Source organism: Streptomyces sp. NPDC026394, assembly GCF_055567735.1.
The window spans coordinates 87646-106081 of the sequence record NZ_JBVHPX010000009.1 but is presented as its reverse complement, the minus strand read 5'-3'; the positions used below and the strand labels follow the sequence as shown (position 1 = coordinate 106081).

The 18436-nt window shown below is 73.7% G+C and carries 16 protein-coding genes; 8 read left to right on the top strand and 8 right to left on the bottom strand.

Annotation, left to right across the window (positions count from 1 at the left end):
* Positions 1 to 45: 45 nt before the first annotated feature.
* The 5 genes from ACZ4QV_RS22035 to ACZ4QV_RS22015 all read left to right on the top strand — a co-directional run bounded on the left by ACZ4QV_RS22035 (position 46) and on the right by ACZ4QV_RS22015 (position 4153).
* Positions 46 to 1002: an ABC transporter ATP-binding protein gene (locus ACZ4QV_RS22035; RefSeq protein ID WP_361152502.1), complete on the top strand. Its 957-nt coding sequence runs from the start codon at positions 46 to 48 to the stop codon at positions 1000 to 1002.
* A complete protein-coding gene (locus ACZ4QV_RS22030; RefSeq protein WP_361152504.1) occupies positions 999 to 1832 on the top strand; it encodes an ABC transporter permease in 834 nt (277 codons plus the stop codon). The genes ACZ4QV_RS22035 and ACZ4QV_RS22030 overlap by 4 nt, the downstream gene beginning before the upstream one ends.
* Positions 1833 to 2261: 429 nt before the next feature.
* A complete protein-coding gene (locus ACZ4QV_RS22025) occupies positions 2262 to 2672 on the top strand; it encodes a DUF3662 domain-containing protein (RefSeq protein ID WP_361152507.1) in 411 nt (136 codons plus the stop codon).
* Between the two features lie 234 nt (positions 2673 to 2906).
* Positions 2907 to 3812 carry an RNA polymerase sigma factor SigF gene (locus ACZ4QV_RS22020; RefSeq protein WP_361152509.1) on the top strand — a complete coding sequence of 302 codons (906 nt, stop codon included), beginning with the start codon at positions 2907 to 2909 and terminating at the stop codon, positions 3810 to 3812.
* Between the two features lie 50 nt (positions 3813 to 3862).
* Complete coding sequence (locus tag ACZ4QV_RS22015) at positions 3863 to 4153, top strand: DUF5133 domain-containing protein (RefSeq protein ID WP_467763293.1); 291 nt, start codon at positions 3863 to 3865, stop codon at positions 4151 to 4153.
* 111 nt (positions 4154 to 4264) lie between these two features.
* Here the strand turns inward: ACZ4QV_RS22015 and ACZ4QV_RS22010 are convergent, their stop codons facing one another.
* Both ACZ4QV_RS22010 and ACZ4QV_RS22005 read right to left on the bottom strand, forming a co-directional pair.
* A complete protein-coding gene (locus ACZ4QV_RS22010; RefSeq protein ID WP_361152512.1) occupies positions 4265 to 5272 on the bottom strand; it encodes an NADP-dependent oxidoreductase in 1008 nt (335 codons plus the stop codon).
* A 43-nt stretch (positions 5273 to 5315) separates the two neighbouring features.
* Positions 5316 to 5663 carry an ArsR/SmtB family transcription factor gene (locus tag ACZ4QV_RS22005; protein ID WP_361152515.1) on the bottom strand — a complete coding sequence of 116 codons (348 nt, stop codon included), beginning with the start codon at positions 5661 to 5663 and terminating at the stop codon, positions 5316 to 5318.
* Between the two features lie 136 nt (positions 5664 to 5799).
* Here ACZ4QV_RS22005 and ACZ4QV_RS22000 point away from each other — a divergent pair, with 136 nt between their 5' ends.
* The gene (locus ACZ4QV_RS22000) at positions 5800 to 6909 is read left to right on the top strand and encodes a Gfo/Idh/MocA family protein (protein WP_467763292.1); all 1110 of its coding nucleotides are present in this window, start codon (positions 5800 to 5802) and stop codon (positions 6907 to 6909) included.
* An 87-nt stretch (positions 6910 to 6996) separates the two neighbouring features.
* Here the strand turns inward: ACZ4QV_RS22000 and ACZ4QV_RS21995 are convergent, their stop codons facing one another.
* The gene (locus ACZ4QV_RS21995; protein WP_467763291.1) at positions 6997 to 7464 is read right to left on the bottom strand and encodes an RICIN domain-containing protein; all 468 of its coding nucleotides are present in this window, start codon (positions 7462 to 7464) and stop codon (positions 6997 to 6999) included.
* Positions 7465 to 7888: 424 nt separating this feature from the next.
* Complete coding sequence (locus ACZ4QV_RS21990; protein WP_467763290.1) at positions 7889 to 8419, bottom strand: methylated-DNA--[protein]-cysteine S-methyltransferase; 531 nt, start codon at positions 8417 to 8419, stop codon at positions 7889 to 7891.
* A 516-nt stretch (positions 8420 to 8935) separates the two neighbouring features.
* On the opposite strand from ACZ4QV_RS21990, the gene ACZ4QV_RS21985 reads away from it, so the two are divergent.
* A complete protein-coding gene (locus ACZ4QV_RS21985) occupies positions 8936 to 9883 on the top strand; it encodes a hypothetical protein (protein ID WP_361152524.1) in 948 nt (315 codons plus the stop codon).
* Between the two features lie 161 nt (positions 9884 to 10044).
* On the opposite strand, the gene ACZ4QV_RS21980 is transcribed toward ACZ4QV_RS21985, so the two are convergent.
* Together ACZ4QV_RS21980 and ACZ4QV_RS21975 are read right to left on the bottom strand one after the other, a co-directional pair.
* Entirely contained in the window at positions 10045 to 10452 is a 408-nt protein-coding gene (locus tag ACZ4QV_RS21980) for a DUF779 domain-containing protein (protein WP_361152527.1), read from the bottom strand.
* A 229-nt stretch (positions 10453 to 10681) separates the two neighbouring features.
* The gene (locus tag ACZ4QV_RS21975; protein WP_361152529.1) at positions 10682 to 11461 is read right to left on the bottom strand and encodes an SDR family NAD(P)-dependent oxidoreductase; all 780 of its coding nucleotides are present in this window, start codon (positions 11459 to 11461) and stop codon (positions 10682 to 10684) included.
* A 303-nt stretch (positions 11462 to 11764) separates the two neighbouring features.
* Here ACZ4QV_RS21975 and ACZ4QV_RS21970 point away from each other — a divergent pair, with 303 nt between their 5' ends.
* Positions 11765 to 14662, top strand: coding sequence for a helix-turn-helix transcriptional regulator (locus tag ACZ4QV_RS21970; protein WP_467763289.1), 2898 nt, complete (start codon positions 11765 to 11767; stop codon positions 14660 to 14662).
* A gap of 128 nt (positions 14663 to 14790) precedes the next feature.
* On the opposite strand, the gene ACZ4QV_RS21965 is transcribed toward ACZ4QV_RS21970, so the two are convergent.
* Positions 14791 to 15804 carry a lantibiotic dehydratase C-terminal domain-containing protein gene (locus tag ACZ4QV_RS21965; protein ID WP_467763288.1) on the bottom strand — a complete coding sequence of 338 codons (1014 nt, stop codon included), beginning with the start codon at positions 15802 to 15804 and terminating at the stop codon, positions 14791 to 14793.
* Positions 15791 to 18385, bottom strand: a complete 2595-nt coding sequence (locus ACZ4QV_RS21960) for a lantibiotic dehydratase (protein WP_361639598.1) — start codon at positions 18383 to 18385, stop codon at positions 15791 to 15793. Before ACZ4QV_RS21960 ends, ACZ4QV_RS21965 begins: the two co-directional genes overlap by 14 nt.
* Positions 18386 to 18436: the final 51 nt, after the last annotated feature.

The window sequence follows — 18436 nt, the reverse complement described above, 5'->3', positions numbered from 1 at the left end:
GCGACAACGGCCCCGGTGACGGGGCGACAACAGGAAGGTGCCCCGATGACCGGCAATCCGGCGATCCACGCCGACGGTCTGCGCAAGAGCTACCCAGGACCGGGCGGCGGCGAGACGGAGGCCGTCCGCGGTCTCGGGCTGAGCGTGGCGGAGGGGGAGTTCTTCGGACTGCTCGGACCCAACGGCGCCGGCAAGTCCACCACCATCGGCATGCTGACGACCATGGTCCGGCCCACGGCGGGCCGCGCGGAGGTCTGCGGCCTGGACGTGGCCGCCGACGCGGTGGCGGTCAAGCGGCGCATCGGCGTGGTGGCGCAGGACAACACGCTCGACATGGAACTGACCGTGGCCGAGAACCTGGAGTTCCGCGGCCGGTACTTCGGCCTCGGCCGCCGGGACGCCCGGGCCAGGGCGCGGGCCCTGCTCGACCTCTTCGGGCTGACCGACCGCGCCCGGGCCCGGGTCTTCGAACTCTCCGGCGGCCAGCTCAAACGCGTCATGATCGCGCGGGCCCTCGTGCACCGCCCGGACGTGCTCTTCCTCGACGAACCGACGGCCGGCCTCGACCCGCAGTCCCGCCTCCACCTCTGGGACGTCCTGCGCGGACTGCAGGCCGAAGGGCAGACGATCCTGCTCACCACGCACCACATGGAGGAAGCCGAGACGCTGTGCGACCGGCTCGCCGTGATCGACCACGGCCGGGTCCTGGCCTGCGACAGCGTCCAGGCCCTGCGCGCGTCGGTCGGTGCGGAGACCGTGGTCACCGTCGTCCACGAGGGCGGCGACTTCGACCTCGCCGCGGTGCGCGCGCTGGCGCGGGCCGACCGGGTGGAGGCCACGGAGGGACAGGTACGGGTCTTCGCCGAAGACCCCGACGGGGTGCTCAGTGACCTGGTGGCGCTGGCCGCCAAGGCCGGACTCACCGTCGTCGACGCGTCCCAGACCGCCCCCAGCCTGGAAACCGTGTTCTTGACCCTCACCGGACGGGAGTTCCGCGAATGACCACCACCGTGCCCACCCGGGCACCGGCCGCCGGCAGCCGCGCACTGCACACCTTCGCGGCCATGATGGCGCGCGACGCCAGAGTGCTGCGGCGCACCTTCGTGATGAGCGCCGTCCGTATCGTCATCCAGCCGCTGCTGTTCGTCTTCGTCTTCGCGTACGTGCTGCCGAAGGTCGGGGGCGGCGGTGCCGGGCCCGGGGGAGAGGCGTTCTCGACGGTCATGGTGCCGGGGCTGGTGGGCTCCTCCATGGTCCTCCAGGCGATGGCGGCCGTGACGTTCCCGCTGGTCATGGAGTTGTCCGGGCCCGGCGCCATCGAGGACCGGGCGCTCGCCCCGGTGTCCGTCCGGGTGCTCGGCCTGCAGAAGATCCTCTCCGCCGTGGTCGAGGGACTCGTCGCCGGCCTGCTGGTCTTCCCCGTCGTCCTGCTGGTGCACGCCCAGGGCCACGGACCCGCCGTGGCGGTCGCCGACTGGCCGATGCTGGTCCTCGTCCTGCTGGCGGGCGCGGTGCTGGCCGCGTCGATCGGCATGTACCTGGCCACTCGCATCGATCCGCGCCAGATCCAGGTCCTGTTCACCCTGGTGATGTTCCCCGCGATGATGCTCGGCTGCGTGTACTTCCCCTGGACGGCGTTGGAGAGCACGCCCTGGCTGCAGTACGCCGTACTCCTGAACCCGATGGTCTACATGAACGAGGGCCTGCGCGCCGTCCTCACGCCGCAGATCGACTCCATGCCCGCCTGGGCCTTCCTGACGGCCCTCCTGGTGGGTGCGGTGGGGTTCGGGTGGCTCGCCATGCGCTCGTTCGCCCGCCGTGTCCTGCGATGACCTGCCGTCTTCTGCCGTTCCCGGCCCAGCCGAACTCCCAGAAGGGAAGCACCATGTCCACCTCGTCCGAGAACGCGGAACCCGGGGCCCGGATTCCGGCTCCGCCCCGCCCGCCCGTACCCGAGCCCGTCGCGCCCGCTCCGCCCCCGGCTCCGGCCGTACCACGGCCGGCCCGCCCGCAGTCGGCGGCGGAGGAACCCCCGCCGTTCGACGCCCCGGCGGCTCCCACCGCTCCCGCGCCGCCGGTCCCGCCGGAGATCCGGCACCCGTAACCGGTACCGGAGACACAACCCCCGTAACCGATAAGGAGAACGCACCCCCGGCGCGCCGTCGCCGTCCGCGACCCCGCCGCTCCGCCGCCGATGCCCGCCGCGCCGCATGGGACATCGCGAACCGGGCACCCGGCGGGGCATGGGAATGCTCACGCGCATGGAGAAGACGGTGGAGCACTGGGAGAGCGCGCTGGTCGACAAGGTGCTCGGCAACGATCCGGTCGAGCTCTGCGACGACCTGCGGCGCGAATGCGACCGCCACGCCGTGGTGTGCGGCAGGCGCCGCGTCCTCGTCCCCAACGCCTACAAGGTGGAACTGACCCCCGCCGTCCACGAGCAGCTCGGCGAGCGTGACGGGCAGATCGGCCAGGAACTGACCGATGTCCTGGCCCGGCACGCCGCCGAGCACGACTACGAGTGGGCCGGTCCGCTCACCGTCCACGTGACCGGCGCCGAGGAACCCCTCGACGGGCGCTACCGCATCACCAGTCAGGCCATGTCCAACATACCGGCGGACGCGTTCAGCGAAACGCCCCCGGAGGCGCCCCGCACGACAGCGCCCTCGTGAGACGCACCCCACGGGGCATGCTGCCTGAGGCACGCCCCCTGAGAGCCACCGCACGGCCCTCTTGCCCGAGTTGCGCCATTCACGTCCAATGTACCTTTTCGTCACCTCTGTTGGTCTGTATTGCGCCACTGATGGCCCGACCTGCGCCGACTGTTTTTGATCTGTGAGGAATGAGTGGTGTGGATCTGGGAACCCGCTCCCTCACATCGTCGTCGACGCAGGAAAGGGCGAGTCATGACAACGGCAGCAGTGCAGACTGTGGAACTCGGAAAGACGGCCGGTACGGACCAGCCGGCGAGCGAGTCACGGGGCGTTGCCGAGGGACTGCCGTGGGTCGAGGACGCGGGGAAGGTCGCTCCCAAGGATGCGCGTGAGCTCTCCAAGCTGTTCTTCGAGCAGCTCTGCCACCTTGAAGAGGGCACACACGAGTACCAGTACGCGCGCAACACGCTCATCGAGATGAACCTGTCCCTGGTGCGGTTCGCCGCCAGCAGGTTCCGCAACCGCGGCAGCGGTGAGATGGAAGACATCATCCAGGTCGGCACGATCGGCCTGATCAAGGCGATCGACCGGTTCGACCTGTCGCGCGAGGTGGAGTTCACCTCCTTCGCGGTGCCGTACATCGTCGGCGAGATCAAGCGCTTCTTCCGCGACACCAGTTGGGCGGTGCACGTCCCGCGCCGGCTCCAGGAGCTGCGGGTGGAGATAGCCAAGGCCAAGGAGCAGCTGGCCGGAGCCCTCGACCGCGACCCCACGGTCAAGGACCTGGCCACCCATCTGAAGATCACCGAGGAAGAGGTCCTGGACGGCCTCGTCGCCGCCAACGGCTACGCCGCCGGCTCCCTGGACTCGCCCAACGAGCAGTCCGACGACGGCCCGGCGAGCGGCAAGGCCCGTACGGTGGCCGACACCATGGGCGAGACCGACCCCGCCATCGAGACCGTCGAGAACCTGCACGCCCTCGCCCCGCTGATCCAGGAACTGGACGACCGGGAACGCCAGATCATCGAGATGCGGTTCGGCCAGGAGATGACGCAGTCCAAGATAGGCGAGGCGCTCGGCATCTCCCAGATGCATGTGTCCCGGCTCCTGGCCCGCACCCTCGGCAAGCTCCGCACGGGCTTGTGCGTCGAAGCCTGACGCGTCCGCCCGGCACCTCGATGTGAAACTCCGTGAAAAACCCTACGGCCATGGAGGGAAAGACCGTGTTGACGGCCCACCCCGCGATTCTGCGGGATCTTGTCGAGCAGTACGAGACGCTGCGGATTCTCCACGCGGAGCAGGGCACGCCCGCGTCGCGACAGCGGCTGGAGGACGTCTCGTACACCCTGTGCGTCTCGACGGGAACCCGGAGCACCGAGGACGCCCTCGCCGTCGCACACCGGCAGCTCGCTGCCGCGCCCCGCGTGACGGACGCCTCGCACCGGATCGAGGACACGGCCCCGGCAGCACCCGGTCCCGACGTGCAGCTCACCGCTTGAGCGCGGCGGCGTGAGCGCCCCGGCCCCCTTCCTGCCGTACGCGGGGAGGGGGCTCGTGCATGGCGCGCGGGTCCTGCTCGGAGCCGTACCGCCGTTCTGCCGGTGGCGTTCTCAGAGCCGTACCAGCATCTTCCCGACGTTACGGCCGTCCATCATCCCGAGGAAGGCGTCCACCGCCCGGTCGATCCCGTCCTCGACCGTCTCCCGGAAGAGGAGCTGCCCGTCGGCCAGCCACCGTGCCGCCTCGCGTTCGAACCGCGGGCGCAGGGCGGAGTGGTCGCCGACCTCGAAGCCGCGCAGGGTGAGGCGCTTCTTGACCAGTTCGGTCATGTTGCGGGGGCCCGGTGGCGCCGTGGTGCCGTTGTACTCGGATATGGCTCCGCACAGCGCTGCCCGGCCGTCGCGCTTGAGCAGGTCGATGGCGGCCTCCAAATGCTCGCCCCCGACGTTGTCGAAGCAGACGTCGATGCCGTGCGGCGCGATCCGTGCGAGCTGGCCGCGTACATCGCCGTCCTTGTAGTCGAAGGCGGCGGTGAACCCGAGGGTGTCCGTCAGGTAGGTCACCTTCTCCGGTGATCCGGCGCTGCCGTACACCGCCGCGGCGCCGCGCAGCCGGGCGATCTGGCCGGCCAGGCTGCCGACCGCGCCGGCCGCGCCGGAGACGAACACGGTGTCGCCCGCCCGCAGACCGGCGATCTCGGTGAGGCCGACGTACGCGCTGAGCCCCGGCATCCCGAGCACCCCGAGATACGCGGAGTCCGGTACGTCCGCGATCCGCTCCCGTTTCGTGAAACGCGCGGCCGGCGCGACGGCCGCCGTGCGCCACCCGAGATCGCTGAGGACCAGGTCCCCCGGGGCGAGGCGGGCCGACCGTGACTCCACCACCTCGCCGACGGCGCCGCCGCTCATCGGCCGGCCCGGCCGGTAGGCCAGGGAACCGGAGTGTTCGGTGCCCATCAGGGCCCGCATGTACGGGTCCACCGAGAGGAACCGGTTGCGCACCAGGACCTCCCCCTCGGCGAGCGGTGGCAACTCTCGCTCCACCAGCCTGAAGTCGCCGGGCACGGGGCGTCCCACGGGCCGTGCGGCCAGCTGCCATTCCTGCGCCGTGGTCGGCATGTGCCGTTCCCCTCGTGAGCCGTGCGCGTGGCGGATGTCTGTCTCAGCCGGCCGCCGGCTGCGGCGCGCCCCGCTCGGCGCCTTCCTTCAGTACGAGAGTGAGCAGGCCCGGGAAGCGGCGGTCCAGTTCCTGCGCGCGCAACGAGTTGACCCGGCGGGTGCCTTCGTCCCGCTGGCTGATGACGCCAGCCTCGCGCAGCACCCGCAGGTGCCGGCTGAGCGCGGACTTGGCGATGGGCAGGTCGAAGGTGCCGCAGGGCACCGCCGACTCGGTGGCGAGCCGCAGGACGATGCTCAGCCGGACCGGGTCGGTGAGCGCGCTCATGACGGCGAACAGGTCGAAGTCCTGCTCGTCGGGGTGGAGCAGGGGGGAGGACGTACGGCTGGCCATGGCCTCAGTATCCCCCACCGGTCCCGTCCGTGACCGCCCCGGGATGCATGTTCACTTAAGCGTGAACATGGGTTACGGTCGTGAGTGTCGCTCGGTACCGAGCACCCCACCGCGTGACCGGTGAAAGGAAACCGCCATGCCCGCGCACCCTCCCTCCGCCGCCCCGATCGGCGTCGGCGTCATCGGCCTCAGCGCCTCCGGCGGCTGGGCCGCCCGCGCCCACCTGCCCGCACTCGCCGCCGTACCGGGATTCGAGCTGCGCGCCCTCTCCGCGACCACCCCGGAGTCCGCTCGCGCGGCGGGGGAGAAGTACGGCGTTCCGCTCGCCTTCGGCAGCGCCCGGGAACTCGTGCGGAGCGACGAGGTCGGCCTCGTGGTCGTCGCCGTGAAGATCCCGCACCACCGCGAACTGGTACGGGCCGCCCTCGAAGCCGGTAAAGCGGTGCTCAGCGAGTGGCCGCTCGGCAACGGCCTCGCGGAGACCGAGGAACTGGCCGCCGTCGCCGAGGCCCGGGGCGTCCGCACCTTCGTCGGACTCCAGGCCCGCTCCGCGCCGCCCGTCCGGTACGTACGGGACCTGATCGCCGACGGATACGTGGGGGAAGTGCTCTCCACCAGTGTCATCGCCTCGGGCCGCCGCTGGGGGCCGCGGTTCGAACCGGACGGCGCCTACCTCCTCGACCGCCGCAACGGCGGCTCCCTGCTCACCATCCCCTTCGGGCACACCGTCGACGCCGTGACCATGGCACTCGGCGAGTTCACCGACCTCGGCGCCGCCATGGCGACCCGCCGCCCGAAGGTGCACGACGAGCTGACCGGCGAACCGGCGCGGATGGACGTGCCGGACCAGATCGCCGTCAGCGGCGTGCTCGAAGGCGGCGCGGTGGCCTCGCTCCACTTCCGCGGCGGCCTGTCCCGCGCCACCAACTTCCACTGGGAGATCAACGGGACCGCCGGCGACCTGCTGGTCACCGGGGACTCGGGGCATCTGCAGTTCGGCCAGGTCACCGTGTACGGCGCGCGGGGAGAGGGGGCGCAGCCGGCGGAACTGCCGGTCCCCGGCTCGTACGGCGCGGCGCTCCCCGCGCTCGCCGGCCGCACCACGGAAGTCGCGTACACCGTGGCCCACGCCTACGAGCAGATCCACCGCGACCTCACGGACGGCACCCACCACGCCCCGGACTTCGCCCACGCCGTACGCCGCCACCGCCTGCTCGACCGCATCGAGCGCGCCGCCGGATTCTGACGGCGCGGCAGACCCGCCGGAGGTCCGGCGCCCGGGCGGTGGCGGCAGATCCGGACTCCGGGCGTCCGGGCCGCGGGCCGCTGTGTGTCAGCGGCTCTCCAGCTTCCACCACTGGCCCGGGCGGTCCCGGTCCTCCCACTGCTGGACGTTGGCCCCCGGCTCCGTGCTGTCGTCGGCGACCTCCAGCAGCAGCCCGCTGGCGTAGTTGGTCAGCGTGAACGTGCCGGGCACGGCCACGTCCTGCTCCAGCAGCCACTCCTGCGCGCCGTAGTTGTTGGCCTTCCACTGCTGGACGTTGGCGCCGTTCTCGGTGGAGGCGCCGGTGACGTCCAGGCGCTTGCCGCTGCCCACGTTGGTCAGATGGCGCAGTCCGCTGCCGGGGTGGACCTCGGTGACCCGCCAGAGCTGGGCCGGTGAACCGTCCTCCGTGCCCTGTCGCACGTTCGCCCCGCTGCCCTTGCGGCCGTCCTCGACCTCCAGCAGCAGGCCGCTGCCCACATTGCGGAGCGCATACGCCCCCTCGCCGACCGCCGCAAGACCCTTGGCACCACTCACGTCCGCCCCTTTTTCCGCTGTCGCGGCCCGGTCGCCGCCATGTCGCTCAAGTGTACGAATACGGGTGGGGTGGACGGGGTTCCCGCGCCGGAAGGCCGTACGGGAGACGGCCGAACCATGATCATCGGGGGTGCCGGGAGGGCCGCTCGAAAATGGTCATGGTGCAGCCGCTGCGTTGACTGGCTCCGAGCCAATATACTCGGCATGGCTTCGGAGGCCCGTTCCCGTCGTGGGCGGGCTCCGGCCGAGGCTGCCTGGGTCGGGTGGTGCGGGGGATCGTCCGACTCGGGTCCAGCCGCTGCCCGGCCGCTCCTCCCGGCCCGCGATGAGCGGGTGGTGGGGGGAAGGGAGGAGCGGCGGGCGGAACGGCGCCGGGACAGGGGACTTGGCGCCGTTCCCCATGCCCGCGCGGGTGCGGAGCCGGTCAGGCCGGGAGGGCGCCCGGCACGCACGCCGCGCCTTCGAGGCGCAGCAGTTGTTCCTTGCGGCGCAGGCCGCCCGCGTAACCGGTGAGTGTGCCGTCGGCGCCGATGACCCGGTGGCAGGGGCGGACGATCAGCAGCGGGTTCCGGCCGATGGCGGTACCGACCGCGCGTACCGCCGCGCGCGGGGCGCCGATGCGGGCGGCGATGTCGCCGTAGGTGCACGTCTCGCCGTACGGAATGTCCTCCAGCGCCTGCCAGACGCGCTGCTGGAAGGGGGTGCCGCCGGACACGTACGCGATGCCGAAGCGGGTACGGGTCCCTTCGAAGTACGCGGTGAGCTGCGCGGCGATCTCGGTGAAGGCCGCGGGGTCGTGGGTCCACGCCCCGTCGACCGTGGCGCCGCCCTTCTGGTCCGGTACGGACAGCGAGGCCAGCGCGGTGCCGCCCGGCGCGGTGGCGGACGGCTCACCCACCAGCAGCAGGTCGCCCAGCGGGCTGCCGAGTGTCGTGTGGACCGTCGTGGCCGTCATCGTCCGGCCCCTTTCTCTGTTCTCCGTGCTCTTGAGCCGTTCACCGGCTCGTCCGTCACACCCACTGTGCCGCCGCGGTCACATGACGGCTGGCGGTATCCGGACGTCGCGTTCCCGCCGGTGGGGCGGGGGCGGAGGCTGTCGGCGTACCGCCTGTGGACGGCGCGTCCGGTCCACGGCGGCCGCGCGGGCGCTGCCGGAACCGGCCACCCGCCGGGCGGCCCCGCAGCGTATCGCGCCCTGGGCGGTGGCCGCCCGCGCCCGCGGCCCGCGGTCACCTGTCCGTCCCCGCGGCTCGGGTGGCGCCTGCCCGGGTCCCCGGCCCGGCCTCCGTTTCCGCTGCTCGCGGGCGCCATGACCGGCCCGCTTCCTGGGCATGATGACCATGCAGGACCCCGGCGGGCCGTGCGGCGGTGAGGCGGGGGAGCCGGGGCGCGGCCGGGCCGGGGACCGGTCGAGGGGCTCCGGCCCACCCGTTACGATCGGCGGCATCGTGGCCGTCGCCGGGAGGAAGAGATGGGCTTGTTCCGCCGTGGACCGAAGCGGGACCCGCGCGAAGCCCCGCGCGACGGGGAGTTCGCGTTCTTCTCGGAGCGGGAGGGCGGCGTCTTCCGCTCGCAGGTCCGGCAGGCGTTCGCCGAGCGCGGCCTGGAGGTCACGGTGTACGCGGGGGTCGTCGCCGACTCCGGCGGGCGGCAGTTCGGCCTGGGCAACCTCGCCGCGGTGTGCCACCGCGACCGGCGCGGCGAACGGGTGTGGCCCGCGATGATCCGCGACCACGTGGGCAAGGTGCTGCGCACCATGGACGGCCCGCAGCCGATGGAGACCCTGCCGGAGGACGAGATCCGGGCCCGGCTGTTCCCGCGGGTCGTCGCCGAGGAGACACTGCCGCCCGCCGAGTCCTTCCGGTACGGGCGGGCGCCGGCCCCCGGGCTGCGCGAGGTGCTCGCCCTGGACCTGCCCGAGGCGGTGCAGATGCTCGGCGAGGACTCCCTGGCCGACCTCGGCGAGGTGGCCGAGCTGCGCATCCGGGCGCTGAACAATCTGCGGGCGCTGCCGGTGGAAGGGCACGAGACGGTACGGCGCGGGGACGGCTCGTCCTTCGAAGTGGTGCTGGGCGACTCGTTCTTCACCGCCAGCCGGGTGCTGGTCCTGGACGACCTGGTCGAGCGGATCATGGGGACGCCGCTGACGGGGGACGGCGCGCTGGTCGCGATGCCGTTCCGCCACCAACTGGCCTTCCACCCCATCCACGACGCGCAGGTCGTCCCGGCGCTCCAGGCCATGGCGCAGTTCGCCGCGGCGGGCCACGAGGACGCGGCCGGGGCGATCAGCCCCCATGTGTTCTGGTGGCGGCACGGTGCGATGACGCGGCTGAGCGAGTCGGACGGGGACGGGCTGCGGGTGGTCGTGGACCTCGAATTCCAGGACATGCTGGAGCGGCTGGTGCAGGACGAGGCGTGAGCGCGGCGGACGGGCGGCTGTGCCGGGAGACGAAAACTTTTCGTAAAGTCCGCCTCGACGGGGAACCCCCTCCCCGGTCCGGTCGTTCAACGGGATGAGGCCCCGCGTCATCCCCCGTGCGCGGGGCCTCACCAGTTCCGTGGCCGGGGCCCGGCCGGTGCTCAGTCGCCGAGCCGCGCCCGCTCCTCCTCGCTGAACAGCCGCGAGCGGATCAGGAAGCGCACCCCTTCGGGAGCTTCGAGCGAGAAGCCCCCGCCGCGTCCCGGTACGACGTCCACCGTCAGATGGGTGTGCCGCCAGCGGGCGAACTGGTCCGCCGCCATCCAGAAGTCCACGGTCTCGGCGACGCCGGGCACGGGCAGCCGCCCCAGCAGCACGTCCGCCGCGCCGGTACGGAATTCGCCCGCCGGGTAACACATCGGGGAGCTGCCGTCGCAGCACCCGCCGGACTGGTGGAACATCAGCGGCCCGTGCGCCTCCCGGAGCCGCCGGAGCAGTTCTCCGGCCGCCGGGGTCAGGGCGATGCGCTCGGTACGGTGTCCGGTACCGTGCTCGGCCCCGGCGCTCATGGCGTCCTCCGGGACGGCCCCGGCCTCTCGGGCCCGTAGCGGTTCATGTGCCCCTCCTTCGCCGTTCGTCCGGACCAGGTGCGGTGCAACTCCGGGTGGATGCCGCGGAGACGGCCGGCCGGTGCTGCCGGGCCGGCGCTGCGAGCAGTGTAGTCAGGGGGTGGCCGGCCGCCCGGCAGGAGCGGCAAGCGACGGAGCACCGCTGCCGGGCCGCCCGTACCGCGCCTGTTCAGTGGACCGACAGGCCGCCGTCCACGAAGAGCGACTGCCCGGTGACGTACGCCGAGGCGCGGCTCGCCAGGAAGACCGCGGCGCCCGCGAAGTCCTCGGCGAGGCCGTTGCGTCCGGTCATGGTGCGGGCGGCCAGCGCCGCCACCGTCTCCGGGTCGGACGACAGCCGGGCGTTGAGCGGCGTCATGACGAAGCCCGGCACGAGCGTGTTGCACGTGACGCCGTACGGTGACCATGCCTCGGCCTGGGAGCGGGCCAGCGACTCCAGCGCCCCCTTGGACACGCCGTACGCGCCGCTCTGGACGAACGCCCGGTGCGCCTGCTGGGACGTGATGTGGATGATCCTGCCGAAGCCCCGCTCGGCCATGCCGGGGCCGAAGCGCTGCCCCAGGAGGTAGGGCGCCTCCAGGTTCACCGCCATCGTGGTGTCCCACACCTCGTCGTCCAGTTCGCCCATCGGCGGCCGCAGGTTGACCCCGGCGCAGTTGACGAGGATGTCCGGTTCGCCGAACACGCCGGCCGCCCGGTCGGCGGCTTCGCGCACGCCCGCTCGCGTACCGAGGTCGGCGCTCACCCACGCCGCCCGGCAGCCGTCGGCCGTCAGCTCGTCGACCGTGGCCCGGAGTTCCGCCTCCTTGCGCGCCACGGCCACGACGCTCGCGCCGGAGCGGGCGAGCGCCCCACTGATGGAACGCCCGATCCCGGAACTGCCGCCGGTCACCACGGCGACCGTCCCGTCCAGCGAGAACAGTTCGGCGAGATAGGTGTGCGAAGTCATTGCCGCACCTTAGACGGGGACCGGGCGCCGGGGGCCGCCGGGGCGGCGGTACGGACCCGCCTCGGGCACGGCGGGACGGCGACGGCCCGGACACGCCTGGGAGCCGGGGCCGGACCGGCGGTCCGACGTCGTGGAACCGCGCCCTCGGCAGTGCGGAATCGGCCGCCGGGGATAGCGAACCAGCCGTTCTTGGCCCGGTTGACGACCGCAGCCCGGGCACGGCACGTATCAGGATGAAAGATGGAAGAACCTGTCGGGTGTAAGGACGTCCCGACATATTCATGTCTATGGGGAGGGCTGTCGATGCCGTTAACCGGTCGTGAAGCGGAGCTGGCCCGGCTGGACGGGTTGATCGGGCGGGCAGGCGGCGGCGTACCGGTGATCGTCGCGGTGCGGGGGGAGCGGGGCGTCGGCAAGAGCGCGCTGCTGGAGGCGGCTGCGGCCCGCGCCGCGGACGCGGGCTTCCGGGTGGGGACCGCCGCCGGGGGACCGGCCGTGCGGGACGCCCTGTTCGCCGCGGCCCGTCAGGCCCTCGGCCGCCCGGACGACGGGACGGACACCCTGGACGGCTACGTCGCCCGCGGCCGGGAGGTCATGGCCCGCACGCCCCTCGCGCTGTGCGTCGACGACCTCATGGACGTGGACGCGTCGTCGGCACGGTGGCTGACGGCCCTGGCCTCGCTCGACCGGCCCGTACCGCTGCTGATCGTCGCAGCGGTCGGCGACGAACCGGCAACCGGCCGGACCGCCGGCGCGGCCGAACTCCTCGGCCGCGCCGAGCACCTGGAGCTGACCGGCCTGCCCGAGGCCGGGATCGCCGAGTTCGCCGCGCGGCACTGCGGCCTCACCCTCGACGCCGCGGCCGCCGCCGTGTGCCACGAACTGACCGGCGGCAACCCCGGTCTGCTGCTCGCCCACCTGGCCGGCCGCCCCGGCACGGCCGTCACGGCGCGGGAGCTGCGCGGCGCGGCCGGACCGGAAGCGCTGCGATGTACCCGGCGGTGGCTCGACGACCTGCCCCGACCAGCCCTGGCCATGGCCAGGGCTGTCGCGGTTCTGGGCGACAGCGCGGAGGTCGCCCACGCCGCCGCGCTGGCCGAGCTGCCGGTGCCGGACGCCCTGCACGCCATCGACGCCCTCGTGGCCCGGCAGGTGCTCGCCAACCGGGTGCCGCCGGCGTTCCGGCACCCGCTGCTGGGCACCGTGGTGCTCGCCGGGATGCCCGTCGGCTCCCGGATCGCCGCGCACCTGAAGGTGGCCCGGTTCATGCGGGACGAGCAGTGGGGCGCGGAACGGGTCGCCCAGCAGCTCGCCGCGGCGGGCCCGACCGGGCTGGACTGGGCGGTCGAGCCGCTGCGTACCGCGGCACGCAAACTGCTGCACGAGGGGCGGGCCGAGGAGGCGAGCCGCTATCTGCGGTGTGTGCTGCGGGACCGGCTGCCCGCGGACGTCCGCTCGGCCGTCCGGCGTGAACTGGCCGAGGCCGAGACCTTCGTCGACCCGGACCACGCACTGAGCGAACTGGACACCCTGCTGCGCGAGTCCGAGGACCCCGAGGTCTGTGCCGAACTGGCCCTGGACGTGGCCGGCATGCTCATCGACCGGGCGAGGCCGGCGGACGCCGCCTCCGTACTGGACGAGACGGCCGAACGGATCGGCGCCGGCCACCCGGCGGCGGTGCGCAGGCTCACCCTCCGGAAGGCGACCGTCTCCCTGCTCGACGCGGCCGGCCCCTCGGCCGAGGCCCGGCGGCTGGCGGACGCGGACACCGGCGCACCGGGGCCGGCCGAGGGCGGACGGAGCAGGGAACTGGCCAACCTGCGGGCCGCCATCGCCGCCGACCGGGGAGCGGACCGGGAAGCGGCCCTCGCGCCGGCGCGCGAGGCGCTGGCCGGCGCGGAGGGCGGCGACCTCGGGCGCCTCTGGCAGAGCTGCGCGACCCTGATCCGCGCCGACGAACTCGTCGAGGCGCGGGCCCACTGCTGGCGCACCGGCAGGCTCAGCCGCGCCATGTCGGGCCGGCGGGCCGGGCTGGCGGCGGACATCTTCCGCGCCCGGATCTGCCGGGTCGCCGGGGACCTGCCGGGTGCGGTGGCGATCCTGCGGCCGGTGGTCGAGGAGATCGGCCCCGGCAGCGCAGCGCTGCCGACCGTCACCGGCTTCGCGGTGGCCGGCCTGGTGGAGGCGCTGGCGCACTCGGGCGACCAGGACGAGGCCGCCGCGCTGCTGGCCGCGCACGGCCTCGCCGACCACGGCCCGGACGACGACCTGCGCGGCCGCTACGAGGGCCCGTACCTGCTCGCCGCCCGGGCGGCCCTGTGGCGGCTGCGCGGGGAGCCGGGCCGCGCGGCCAGGGACCTGCTGGCCGCCGGGCGGCAGTTGGTGCGCCGGGGCGCCGTCAGCCCGGCGGTGCTGCCGTGGCGCTCCCGCGCGGCGCTCGCCCTGGCCGCCGACGGCGCCACCGACCGGGCCGAGACCCTGGCGCGCGAGGAACTGGAGGCCGCCCGCCGCTGGGGGACGCCCCGCACGATCGGCGTCGCCCGGCACGCCCTGGCGATGACCCGGTCGGGGGAGCGCAGGCTGATCCTGCTGACCGAGGCGGTGCGCCACCTCGAAGCGTCGCCCGCCCGCCTGGAACTCGCCGTGGCCAGGGCCGACCTGGCCGCCGCGTTGCGTGCCGCCGGACGGCCGGCCGAGGCGGACCGCGAGTGTGCCGCGGCGCTGGCCCTGGCCGGTGAGTGCGGTGCCGCGCCGCTGGTCCGGCGGCTGCGCGCGGCGCCGGAGCCCGCACCGGCCCACGACAAGCCGGTCCGTACGCATCCGCTGCTGACCCCGCAGGAACTGAAGATCGCCGGGCTGGCCCGGAGCGGACACACCAACCGGCAGATCTCGCAGATGCTGTTCCTGACCATGCGTACGGTGGAGTTCCATCTGTCCGGTGTGTACCGGAAGCTGGGCATAGCAGGGCGCCAGGGACTGGCCGGGGCGATCCCGGCGGAGCCGTCCGCCGAGCCGCCGGAGGACCTGGCACGCCCGGCGGCCCAGCCGGCCGACGGCCGCACCCGTCACGCCGGACCCGAACCGTGCTCCTGTTCCCGGGCCCTGCCGCCCGGGCAGCCGTGCGCCGACGCCCCGGTCCGTCCGTCCAGGTGGCACGACGTCCCCCGGTCCGCGGAGCTGCGGCCCAGCCCGTCGAGGTGACGGGCGGGCCCGCCGCACGGGAGCGGCGGGCCGATGGCGACCGGCGGGCCGGGAGGGAGCGGCGGGCCGATGGCGACCGGCGGGTCCGGAGGGGCGGCGGACCGTCGGCTTGCGGCGGGCCCGGGGGGTCAGCGCACCGGCAGCGACGGCAGGTCGGTGACGATCCGGCCTGCCAGGAAGCGCAGGTGGTTCTCCTCGCTCAGGGTCAGCCCGAGCCGGTTGTTCGCCAGGTGCGCGCAGCGCAGCAGGATCAGCGTGGTGGCCGGGTGCGGCAGCGCGGCCAGGTCCGGGCCCTGGTTCAGCGGCGAGCGGGCCCACTCGGAGGTGAACGCGCCGGAGTCCTCCCAGCCGCTGAGCCGGTCCCGCAGCTTGCGCAGCGACCGCAGCCAGTGCGCCTGCGGGGTCGCCCCGGCGGGGTCCGGGGCGAGCCGCCACACGCGGAGCGCGCGCTCCCGCAGGTGTTCCCGCCGGGCCAGGTAGTGCTCTTCGGTGGCGGCGGGTTCGGTGCCCTCGGCGAAGGGGATCAACGGCTGCCCGCTGTCCACCCACTGGGCGCGCAGTTCGTCGCACAGGGCCAGTACGGCCAGCATCAGGTCCAGGGCGATCAGCGCCCGCTGCTGATCGGTCGTACCGGCGGCGATCAGCGCCAGGGCCAGTTCGCTGGACTCCTGGAAGTGTTCCTCGGTCGCGGCCATGGCCGGGCCGTGCCCGTACACCGCGTGCTCGCGCTGGTACGGCAGGAACTCGACCGTGTTGTTGGGCCGCAGTTCCCGGTCGTGGTCCGGGAGGTCCTCCAGGGCGGCCAGTTCGCCGGCCAGCCCGGCGTACCGAGTGCGGTCCACCGTGCCGGGCGCCGGGTGGTCCCGCAGGTACGCGCCGATCGCCGTGGCGGACCGCTGTCGTACCTCGTGCGAGGCCGCCGTACCGGTGGGCAGGAAGCGCAGCCGTACGTGCGGGCCGCCTTCCCAGTACCGCAGGAAGAAGTACCGGTGCAGCAGCCCGTCGGCGGACAGCTCCTTGACCAGCGGCCGCAGACAGCCGGTGAGCAGGGCGTCGTGGCCGGTGTCCTGGAAGACGTGGGCGCACACCCAGTCGGACGCGTCGGCGGTGCCGGGGTCCAGGGAACGGTCAGCTACGGCCATGGTGACCGACCTCCACGAGGTGTTCGGTGACGCGGACACCGGCGTCGCCGTAGTACGGCGCGGCGGACGGGTCGGGCAGGGCTTCTTGGAGGAACAGCAGGTTGCCCCGCTCGGCGAGCATCCGCTCGAACAGTCCGGTCAGGAGCAGGTTCGCGAAGTCGATGTACAGCGGTTTGCGTGACTTGAGCTGCCAGACGTTGCCGTCGGTCAGCATGGACGGGTCCAGCGCGCGCACGAAGCAGCGCTCGGGGATGCCGTGTTCGCGCAGCCAGGCGGCCAGCCGCAGCAGGTACGGGCGGTCCGCCTCACCCTTGGCGCGTACCGGTGCCTCGTCGGTGCGGAACACCCACTGGCGGCGGCTGACCGTGACCGTGCCGATCGTGATCCTGGGCTCGTGCAGCAGACCCTGCTGCGTGGCGGGGGAGATGTCGCCGAACATCCGCCGCCCGGGGATCAGCAGCGTCGGTGTGTCGCCGAACGCCTGGATCAGCAGCCGCATCGCCGGCGGCAGCCAGAACTCCGCGATCAGGCTGGGGTGCACCGGCCGCACCTCGCGGTCGCGGGTGCGCGACCACAGCACGAGGAGGTCCAGCACCGGGTCGTGGCGCACCTCCAGGTCGCGCAGCGGGATGCGCCGCTCCGCCGGGCGCGGGCTCGCCGCGCCGGGGTAGTCGATCTCGTCGGTCATGGTCAGGTCGCGCAGGCCCACGTTGCTGCCGTAGTGGCGGCAGGTGTCCGCCAGGATGACGTCGCCGGGCGGGCCGGACGGTTCGCCCGCCACGGTGACACCGGCCTGGCCGAGCAGCCGCCGGATCCGGTCGCGGCCCCGCCCGTGGCCCGCGTTGACGGCGTTCACCACGAACCCGGCCGGGTCCTCGGGCCCGCCGGTCAGTTGACCGTAGAACGCGACCGAACCGGGCGGCCGCATCCACGCGGGCCAGCGGTCGGCCAGCGCGGCCAGCCGCGCGGGGTCGACGTGCACCACCCCGTCGGCGTCCGGCCGCGCGTTCAGGGCCGCGCCGGTGAGCCCGGCGCGTATCCGCAGCAGCTCCTTGATCCGGGGCAGCGGGCTGTCGGCGAGCGGCGCGTAGCCGTGCTGCGAGACGGACAGCAGGCCGGGCAACTGCGGGTCCGTGCGCATCTCTTCCTGGACGGCACGGTGGAACGCCAGGAACGGCACGCCCGCGCCGGCCCCGAAGCGCGTGGAGAACAGCCGGGCCAGCGCCACCCGTCCGGGCAGCGCCGGGTCGAGCGCCGCGTAGCAGCGGCGGACGGTGTCCAGGTCGCGCAGCACCGGTTCCCACGCCTGCCGGTCCTGGGCCGGAGGCGGCCCGACGAGCAGGGCGTTCTCGATGATGTAGTTCTTGGGCGGCACGATGACGTGCTCCGGGCCGACGAGTTCGGCGACCCGGCCCAGCGCCCGGTGGATCTCCTGGTTGCGCCGTTGGCGGGCGTCCGGGTCGGTCAGCTCCGGGTACCCGTCCAGCAGCGCGGCCACCTCCTTGAGCCGCGCCGACACCTCGGCCAGCTCCGGGCCGCCGGTGTCCACCCACGCCCGCAGCTCGGCCAGCGGGTCCGCCGCCTGCTCGGAGAACGGGGGCACGACCTCCAGCACCCCGACTTCGGCGAGCCGCGCGAGATAACGCTCGGCCTGCTCCGGGGAGGCGCCGCTCCGTGCGGTCAGGTGGGCGGCCACCTCGTGCCGCGGGCGGGCGCCGTCGGAGAGGAAATCCAGGCACGCCTGGACCGGCGCGGACACCGGCAGGGTGCGCAGCGGCTCCTCCTCGCCGGGGCCCAGGAACTCCCAGTGGCCGTCGGCCGGGTGGGCGCTCGGGTTGACCCGCAGCCGGACGGCGGGCGCCAGGGCCGGGTGTTCGCGCAGCCGCCGTACGAGCTGCTGGACGAGCCACAGGTTGATCTCGACGGTGTCGCGCACCGCCGGTCCGCCCGCGTCCGGGCGCGGCCCGTCCCACCGGCCGAGGCCGCTGACGGTGAAGGTGCTGAACGGGCTGGTCTTGGCCGCCACCCGGGCGAGGTACTTGGCCAGCCGGAGCGCCAGCTTGCGGTCCGGCACGGCGCCTTCGGGACGCGCCAGCCACTTGCGCAGTTGTTCGTGGAGGACCGGGCTGCCCTGGATCAGGCCGTGCCGGAACACCGGCTGCGCGGCCGCCTCGCGCAGGACGGCGTGGCGGTCGGCCGCGTCCTGCGGGAGCAGGTCGTCCAGCGCGGCGGTGTCGGCCCGGTGGGCCTCCAGCAGTTCCGCCCACCGCTCGACGTCCGCCACCACCGCGGCGGGCAGGGCGGCGCGCACCTCGTCGTTCCAGCAGCGCTCGCCCGGCGTCCGCTGGTTGTGCACCGCCCGGCGCAGCGCGACCAGCGCCGGTTTGACGCCGGTGTCCTGTCCGATCAACGCGTAGAGCGCGTCGGAGAGTTCCGCGCCCCGCTCGGCCAGTTCCCGCGCGCCGTCGAGCAGCGCGCCGGTCCGCCGCCACACCTCGTCCGACCGCAGACCGTCCAGCACCGACACCGGCAGACCACCGATGCGTACGCCGAACGTGTCCGCGACGTGGAAGCCACTCATCGTTGTCCCTGCCTTCGCGTGCGGGTCGGTTCTGGTCGTGCGGAGAAGGGG

Excerpts from the sequence above, each read along its gene's own strand:
- ACZ4QV_RS22035 (WP_361152502.1), top strand. The coding sequence starts at position 46 with ATGACCGGCAATCCGGCGATCCACGCCGACGGTCTGCGCAAGAGCTAC.
- ACZ4QV_RS22030 (WP_361152504.1), top strand. The coding sequence starts at position 999 with ATGACCACCACCGTGCCCACCCGGGCACCGGCCGCCGGCAGCCGCGCA.
- ACZ4QV_RS22025 (WP_361152507.1), top strand. The coding sequence starts at position 2,262 with ATGGAGAAGACGGTGGAGCACTGGGAGAGCGCGCTGGTCGACAAGGTG.
- ACZ4QV_RS22020 (WP_361152509.1), top strand. The coding sequence starts at position 2,907 with ATGACAACGGCAGCAGTGCAGACTGTGGAACTCGGAAAGACGGCCGGT.
- ACZ4QV_RS22015 (WP_467763293.1), top strand. The coding sequence starts at position 3,863 with ATGGAGGGAAAGACCGTGTTGACGGCCCACCCCGCGATTCTGCGGGAT.
- ACZ4QV_RS22010 (WP_361152512.1), bottom strand. The coding sequence starts at position 5,272 with ATGCCGACCACGGCGCAGGAATGGCAGCTGGCCGCACGGCCCGTGGGA.
- ACZ4QV_RS22005 (WP_361152515.1), bottom strand. The coding sequence starts at position 5,663 with ATGGCCAGCCGTACGTCCTCCCCCCTGCTCCACCCCGACGAGCAGGAC.
- ACZ4QV_RS22000 (WP_467763292.1), top strand. The coding sequence starts at position 5,800 with ATGCCCGCGCACCCTCCCTCCGCCGCCCCGATCGGCGTCGGCGTCATC.
- ACZ4QV_RS21990 (WP_467763290.1), bottom strand. The coding sequence starts at position 8,419 with ATGACGGCCACGACGGTCCACACGACACTCGGCAGCCCGCTGGGCGAC.
- ACZ4QV_RS21985 (WP_361152524.1), top strand. The coding sequence starts at position 8,936 with ATGGGCTTGTTCCGCCGTGGACCGAAGCGGGACCCGCGCGAAGCCCCG.
- ACZ4QV_RS21980 (WP_361152527.1), bottom strand. The coding sequence starts at position 10,452 with ATGAGCGCCGGGGCCGAGCACGGTACCGGACACCGTACCGAGCGCATC.
- ACZ4QV_RS21975 (WP_361152529.1), bottom strand. The coding sequence starts at position 11,461 with ATGACTTCGCACACCTATCTCGCCGAACTGTTCTCGCTGGACGGGACG.
- ACZ4QV_RS21970 (WP_467763289.1), top strand. The coding sequence starts at position 11,765 with ATGCCGTTAACCGGTCGTGAAGCGGAGCTGGCCCGGCTGGACGGGTTG.
- ACZ4QV_RS21965 (WP_467763288.1), bottom strand. The coding sequence starts at position 15,804 with ATGGCCGTAGCTGACCGTTCCCTGGACCCCGGCACCGCCGACGCGTCC.
- ACZ4QV_RS21960 (WP_361639598.1), bottom strand. The coding sequence starts at position 18,385 with ATGAGTGGCTTCCACGTCGCGGACACGTTCGGCGTACGCATCGGTGGT.